General features: G+C 70.4%; 6 protein-coding genes and 1 pseudogene. All 7 read right to left on the bottom strand.

The features are described from left to right. Nucleotides 1–349 (bottom strand): annotated as a pseudogene (locus VJ976_RS08395) (hypothetical protein); the annotation flags it as partial. A gap of 20 nt (nt 350–369) precedes the next feature. Further along, complete coding sequence (locus tag VJ976_RS08390) at nt 370–1,539, bottom strand: DNA polymerase III subunit delta' (RefSeq protein ID WP_324099665.1); 1,170 nt, start codon at nt 1,537–1,539, stop codon at nt 370–372. Then, nucleotides 1,536–2,204, bottom strand: a complete 669-nt coding sequence (gene tmk, locus VJ976_RS08385) for a dTMP kinase (protein ID WP_324099664.1) — start codon at nt 2,202–2,204, stop codon at nt 1,536–1,538. The genes VJ976_RS08390 and tmk overlap by 4 nt, the downstream gene beginning before the upstream one ends. Before the next feature lie 27 nt (nt 2,205–2,231). Further along, a complete protein-coding gene (locus VJ976_RS08380; RefSeq protein WP_324099663.1) occupies nt 2,232–3,029 on the bottom strand; it encodes a MerR family transcriptional regulator in 798 nt (265 codons plus the stop codon). A 34-nt stretch (nt 3,030–3,063) separates the two neighbouring features. After that, on the bottom strand, nt 3,064–3,549 hold the full coding sequence (locus VJ976_RS08375) for an Lrp/AsnC family transcriptional regulator (protein ID WP_324099662.1): 486 nt from the start codon (nt 3,547–3,549) through the stop codon (nt 3,064–3,066). A gap of 40 nt (nt 3,550–3,589) precedes the next feature. After that, nucleotides 3,590–3,796: a hypothetical protein gene (locus VJ976_RS08370; RefSeq protein WP_324099661.1), complete on the bottom strand. Its 207-nt coding sequence runs from the start codon at nt 3,794–3,796 to the stop codon at nt 3,590–3,592. A gap of 168 nt (nt 3,797–3,964) precedes the next feature. Then, nucleotides 3,965–6,715 carry a type I DNA topoisomerase gene (gene topA, locus VJ976_RS08365; protein ID WP_324099660.1) on the bottom strand — a complete coding sequence of 917 codons (2,751 nt, stop codon included), beginning with the start codon at nt 6,713–6,715 and terminating at the stop codon, nt 3,965–3,967. Nucleotides 6,716–6,758: the final 43 nt, after the last annotated feature.

Here is a 6,758-nt window from a genome sequence, read left to right as displayed (position 1 = left end):
GCCGGGCATCGGAGTCCTCCGCGGGCACCCGGATCACCGCGAGCTCGATCGACCCCTGCCCGGGGTTCTCGTAGTCGATCGGGACCTGTAGCCGGCCACACTCCCCGCCCTCGCAATCGCTCCAAGAGATCTCCTGGGAGTAGAAGTCCTCCAGTGGGCCCGGGACCGCCTGCGACGACGCGCTTCCGGCATCCTGCTCACCGGAGCTCGATCCGCCATCACCGCCGGCGTCCTCGGTGGAGGGAGCACCATCGCAGGCCGAGACGGCCAACACCGCCACCAGGGTCGCCAACACGGCGAGTCGGCCTCGCGCCCTGCCCCGCGGACCTGTCACCAGAGATCTCGTCACCACGGCATCCTTCCCTCGCGTCATGCCCGGACGCCCATGGGAGCACGGGGCAGCATCAACGCCACCATCATCGCCTCGATGACCAGCAGCGGCGCTCCGTTGGCCACCAGCCGGCCCCGGGCCAGAGCGATGGCGTCCAGCGCGCGCAGCAGCTCTTCCGGGCGCATGGTGCGTGCCAGGTCGCGCACCATGTCCAGATCGGTGGCGTTGACCGCGTGCACCGAGGCGCCCGTGCCGAGCACCAGAGCGTCGCGGTAGACCGACGAGAGATCGGTCAGGGCCGCGTCGATGCTGTCGTGCTGGCGACGCCGCGCCACCCGCTTCTGCTCCTCCTCGAGCTGCTTCAGATGCGCGCGCACGGCAGGAGGCTGCGTGCGCGCGGCCGGGTCTGCGCCCAGCTGTCGTAGCACCTCGGCGCGTGCCTGGGCGGCGTCATCTCCCGTCACCGCCTCGGCCGCCTTGACCGCCTCGCTGACCACGGAGGCGGCCGCCGCGAGGGCTTGGCCCACCCCCGTCAGCGTCATCGGTATGCCGGTCACCCAGCGCCGGCGCGAACGTGCCAGCTCGTCAGTGGCCAGCCGTCGGGCGACCCCGACGTGGCTCTGTGCGGCGCGTGCGGCGTAGTGCGCCATCGACGGCTCGATCCCGTCGCGGCGGACCAGCAGCTCGGCGACGGCGTCGACCGAGGGGGTGCCCAGCCTGAGATGCCGGCACCGGCTGCGCACGGTGACGATGAGGTCGTCCAACGTCGGGGCACACAGCAACCAGACGGTCCTCGGCGGCGGTTCCTCCAGCGTCTTCAGCAGGGCGTCCGCCGCCTGCTCGTTGAGGCGGTCGGCGTCCTCGACCACGATGATGCGCCAACGCCCGGACACCGGACGCGAGGAGGCAGCCAGAGCCAGCTCCCGGGCTCGTTCGACCCGGATGAACGTCTCCGACGTGGCGACCACGGTGACGTCGGGGTGGCTGCCGACCATGGTGGTGTGGCAGGCAGAGCACGCTCCGCAGCCGGGGCTCTGCCGGTCCTGACACTGCAGTGCCGCCGCGAAGGCGCGCGCGGCGATCGACCGTCCCGACCCGGGGGGCCCCGTGAACAGCCACGAGTGCGTCATGGCCCCGGGGTCACGGGCGGCAGCGCTCAGCGTCGAACGGACCCGATCCTGGCCCACCAGCTGGTCGAAGACGCTCACGGCGACTCCCGGTCGGGCAAAGCCACCAGATCACCGGCGCGCTCCGCCACGGCCTGGTGGATCGCTTCGATGCTGTCGGCCGCGTCCACCGTGAGGTAGCGCCCGGGCTGCTGGGCGGCGAGCTCGAGGAAGGCCTGCCGGACGCGATCGTGGAAGCTGTCGGTCTCCGACTCCACCCGGTCGGCCTCACCGGCCCGCCGGCCGCGCCCGAGCGCCGGGTCGACATCGAGCAGCACGGTCAGGTCCGGCCACAACCCGCCGGTCGCCCAAGCCGACACCGACCGAATCTCCGCCGGATCGAGGTCGCGAGCCGCCCCCTGGTAGGCCAGGGAGGAGTCGACATACCGGTCGCAGAGCACGACCGCCCCACGCTGCAGAGCCGGGCGCACCACGGTGGTGACGTGGTGCGCCCGGTCCGCGGCGAACAACAGGGCCTCGGCACGGGGGTCCAGGTCCTCACCGTGCAACAGCACCTGACGAAGGGCCTGGCCCACCGGCGTGCCACCCGGCTCGCGGGTCGTCACGACGTCGAGGCCGGCGTCTCTCAGGCGCTCCCACAGCAGCCGCAGCTGGGTGGACTTGCCTGCTCCGTCACCGCCCTCGAAGACCACGAACGCACCGGCATACCCATGCCCCACGGGTGAGGCGGGAGGGACCAGGGGCATGGGTACGCAGCCTAGGCCACGGTGCTGTCAGCCCTGCTGCCGCTCGGCGTTGGCTTGCACGGCGTCGTGGACGAACCGCGCCAGGCCCGGGGTGTGGTTCTCATAGTTCGCCGCGAACCGCGGGTCGTCCACGTACATCTGGGCGATACCCGCGTGCATCTGCGGCGGGCAGTCGTAGAACCACTTCGTGATGTGCTGCCGTGACCGCTCGGCCACCTGCGTGGCCTTGTCACCGGTCGCCGGCTCGCCCGCCGTCAGCAGCGCGGCGAAAGCGTCGTTGATGTCGTCCGTCTCCGCCTTGACCTGTTGCCACTGCTCCTTGGTGTAGTGCTTCGTGCGCTCCTGGGACTGCGCCCAGGCGTCGGAGTCGCCCCACCGCTCCTCGGCCTCCTGCGCGTACTCGTCGCTGAAGGCTTCGCCGAAGATCTCGCGCTGCTCTTCCTTGGTGATCTGGTATCCGTTCATCTCGGCCTCCATGGCTCGATCCAGTGCGTCGGCCAGCGAGCCGAGCTCGCTGATCCGCTGACTGACCGCCACCCGTTGGCGCCGCAGGTGGCTCAGCGGGTCGGCGTCCGACTCCAGCACCGCGGCGACCTCGTCGAGGCTGAACCCGAGTCGCCGGTAGGCGACGATCTGGCGCAGCCGGATCAGGTCCTCGTCGGTGTACAGCCGGTAGCCGGACAGACTGCGCTCCGTCGGCCTGAGCAGCCCGATGGCGTCGTAGTGGTGCATCGTCCGCACCGTGACGCCGAACTCGCTGGCTACCTGGCCGACGGTGAGCATCTGCATCCCTTGCCTGTGCTGGTGTTCCCGGGTGGCGGTCATGGTCACTACGCTGAGCGCTCACGCCACGTGAGGGTCAAGTCAGGGTGCTCTGCCCGCGCAACGACTCGAAGATCAACGCGCTCTCGGCGTGCAGCACCCCGGGACGGCTGGTCAGGTGGTCCAGGACGAAGTCGCGCAGCGCGTCCGCCGACTCCGCCGCGACGAGGACGAAGTAGTCGTTGGCACCGGAGACGTGGTACGCGGCCCGCACCCCGGGCAGGCGAGGCACCTCCTCCCGGAACTGCTCGAAGTGAGCCCGGAGATGACCGCCGAAACGGACGGCGATCATCGCCTCGACCGGCCGGCCGACGGCGTGGGGGTCGATGTCGGCATGAATGCCCCGGATGACGCCCCGCTCGCGCAGGGACCGCACCCGGACCAGGCAGGTCGACTCGGCGATCCCTGCCTCACGGGCCAACGCCGCGTTGGAGGCTCGGCCGTCGGCCTCGAGCAACCGCACCAGAGCGCGGTCGGTCTCATCGAGCGGCGGGAGTTCGGGCTTCGGGCCATTCCGTGCCATGACAGCCAGGCTATCCCCCGCTGACGAAGATTCTGCGTGCCTAGAGCAGGCCGGAGGCGTTGACGTAGGAGACACCGACACATCCGGCGCAGATCAGACCGGCCAGGCAGGTGCCGGCCAGGGTGACCCGGAGGTGGCTCGACCAGCGCCGCCGCAGGCGGTCCGGGCCGAACAGCAGGCCGGCCGTCAGCCTCTCCCTGCGCACGGCAGCGGCTTCGATGAGCTGGTCGTCGTAGTCGTAGGCCATGGGTCGCCCTTGTGAGTCGCTGGGTCCTGGTTGCGGCCGGAGCCTAGTCTCGAGCGAGAGGGGCGGGGCGGCTCCTGCGAGGAGATGCGGACGATGCTGCAGGGCGCGATGACGGTGTGGATCCTCGTCACGGTGTAGGGCGGGCCCGTCTACTCCACCCCACCCTCATCACGCCTTCTTGGCGTTCGACGCCTTCGTGGCGGGCGCCTTCTTGCGTGCGGGCGCACGCTTGGTGGTCTTCTTCCGGGTCGTGGGGCCCTTGGCTCGTTTCTCGGCCAGCAGCTCGAACCCTCGCTCGGCGGTGAGGGTGGCGGGGTCGTCGTCCTTGCGCAGAGTGGCGTTGACCTCCCCGTCGGTCACGTACGGGCCGAACCGGCCGTCCTTGACCACTACCGGCTTGCCGCTGGTGGGGTCTTCGCCCAGCTCCTTCAACGGCGGTGCGGCGGCGCGCCCGCGCTGCTTGGGCTGGGCGTAGAGCGCCAGCGCCTCCTCCAGCGTGATCTCGAAGATCTGGTCCTCGGTGGCGAGCGAGCGCGAGTCCGTGCCCCGTTTCAGGTAGGGGCCGTAGCGGCCGTTCTGCGCGGTGATGTCCGTACCGGACTCGGGGTCGGCGCCGACCACGCGCGGGAGGCTGAGCAGGCGCAACGCTGTCTCCAGCTCGATGGTGGCGAGGTCCATGTCGTGGAACAGGCTCGCCGTGCGGGGCTTCGTCCGGGCGGCCTTCTTGCCCGTCTTCTTGGCACCCGTGCCGTTCTCGGTGCCGGAGCTCTCGGCGGCCGGGTCCTCCGCGATCACCTCGGTGACGTACGGGCCGTACCGTCCTGCCTTGGCGACGATGTCCCGGCCGGTGACGGGGTCCTGACCCAGCACGCGGCCGTCCTCCGAGGCCGTCTCCAGCAGTTCGCGTCCCTTCTCGGGAGTCATCTCGTCGGGGGCGATGTCGTCGGTGATGCTCGCGCGCTTCGGGTCGCCCTCGGCGGTGGTGTCCTCGACGTACGGCCCGTAGCGGCCGACGCGCACGACGATGCCCTCCCCGATGTCCACCGTGGAGACCCCGCGCGCGTCGATCTCGCCCAGATCCTCGACCAGACCGCGCAGACCTTCGCTGTGCGTGGACTCGTCGCCGAAGTAGAAGCGCTGGAGCCAGGCCACCCGCTGCTCGTCACCCCGGGCGATGCGGTCGAGGTCCTCCTCCATCGAGGCAGTGAAGTCGTAGTCCACCAACCGCGGGAAGTGGAGCTCCAGCAGCCGGGTGACCGCGAAAGCGAGCCAGGTGGGGATGAGCGCCGATCCGCGGGTGTGGACGTAGCCGCGGTCCTGGATCGTGCCCACGGTGGCCGCGTAGGTCGAAGGTCTGCCGATGCCCTTCTCCTCCAGCGCCTTGACCAAGGTGGCCTCGGTGTAGCGGGCGGGCGGGTTGGTCTGGTGACCCAGCGCGTCGGCACTCAGGGTGTCCAGCTCGACCCCCTCGGAGAGCTTGGGCAGGCGACGCTGCGCGCTGGCCTCCTGACCCCCGTGGCGGTCCTCGTCACGACCCTCCTCGTAGGCGGCGAGGAAGCCACGGAAGGTGATCACTGTCCCGCTGGAGGAGAACTCCGCCTCCCGGCATTCCACGCCGCCGGCGCCGACCCCCACCGGCAGGGCGGCGCCCAGCTTCACGCTGGCCGTCGAACCGCGCGCGTCGGCCATCTGCGAGGCGACCGTCCGTTTCCAGATCAGCTCGTAGAGGGCGTACTCCTGGCCGTGCAGCTCCCCGGCCACCTGAGCCGGAGTACGGAAAGCGTCCCCAGCGGGGCGGATCGCCTCGTGTGCCTCCTGGGCGTTCTTGGCCTTCTTGCCGTATGAGCGGGCGGTCTCGGGGACGTACTCGGCGCCATACATGTCCCGGGCCTGGGACCGGGCCGCGGTGACCGCCGCCGAGGACAGGGTGGTCGAGTCGGTGCGCATGTACGTGATGTAGCCGTTCTCGTACAGCCGCTGCGCCGTCCGCATCGCGCTCTGGCTGTTCAGCCGGAGCTTCCGGCTGGCCTCCTGCTGCAGGGTCGAGGTGGTGAAGGGGGCCGAGGGTCGTCGGGTGTAGGGCTTCTCGGAGACCTCCCGGACGACCACCTCGGCCTGGGGCATCGCCTCGGCTACCGCGGTGGCCAGGTCGGCGTCCAGCTGGCGGACCCCGGTGCCCTTGACCGTCCCCGTGTCGTCGAAGTCGCGGCCCGAGGCGACCTTGTCCCCGTCGAGGCCGGTCAACCGGGCCGTGAACGCGTCGGAGGCCTGCCCGCGTCCGGAGGCCGGCGCGAACTCGCCTTCGACGTCCCAGTAGGAGGCGGAGCGGAAGGCCATCCGCTCCCGCTCACGCTCGACGACCATGCGGGTGGCCACGGACTGGACCCGACCCGCCGACAGACCCTGCTTGACCTTGCGCCACAGCACCGGCGAGACCTCGTAGCCGTAGAGCCGGTCCAGCACCCGCCGGGTCTCCTGCGCGTCCACCATGCGGATGTCGATGTCGCGCGTCTCCCGGGCCGCGCGCTGGATGGCCTCCTGGGTGATCTCGTGGAAGACCATGCGCTTGACCGGAACCTTCGGCTTGAGCACCTCCAGCAGATGCCAGGCGATGGCCTCGCCTTCCCGGTCCTCATCGGTGGCCAGGAGCAGCTCGTCGGCTTCCTTGAGCGCCCGCTTGAGCTCGGTGACCTTCTTCTTCTTGTCGCCGTCGACGACGTAGTAGGGGTCGAAACCGTCCTCGATGTTGATGGCGAACCGCCCGTAGGGGCCCTTCTTCATCTCCGCCGGGAGCTCGCTGGGGTTCGGTAGATCGCGGATGTGCCCGACACTGGCGTCGACCTGGAAGTCGCGCCCGAGGAACTCGCCGATCTTCTTGGCCTTGGCCGGTGACTCGACGATGACGAGCGTGTGTGCCACGTAGATGCTCCTTGCTGGCGCCCACGTGCCGCGGATTCGTCGC

This window comes from Ornithinimicrobium sp. (genome assembly GCF_035267225.1).
Taxonomy (GTDB): Bacteria; Actinomycetota; Actinomycetes; order Actinomycetales; family Dermatophilaceae; genus Ornithinicoccus.
This window is presented reverse-complemented; position numbering and strand designations above follow the sequence as displayed.

Excerpts from the sequence above, each read along its gene's own strand:
- tmk (WP_324099664.1), bottom strand. The coding sequence starts at position 2,204 with ATGCCCCTGGTCCCTCCCGCCTCACCCGTGGGGCATGGGTATGCCGGT.
- VJ976_RS08380 (WP_324099663.1), bottom strand. The coding sequence starts at position 3,029 with ATGACCGCCACCCGGGAACACCAGCACAGGCAAGGGATGCAGATGCTC.
- VJ976_RS08375 (WP_324099662.1), bottom strand. The coding sequence starts at position 3,549 with ATGGCACGGAATGGCCCGAAGCCCGAACTCCCGCCGCTCGATGAGACC.
- VJ976_RS08370 (WP_324099661.1), bottom strand. The coding sequence starts at position 3,796 with ATGGCCTACGACTACGACGACCAGCTCATCGAAGCCGCTGCCGTGCGC.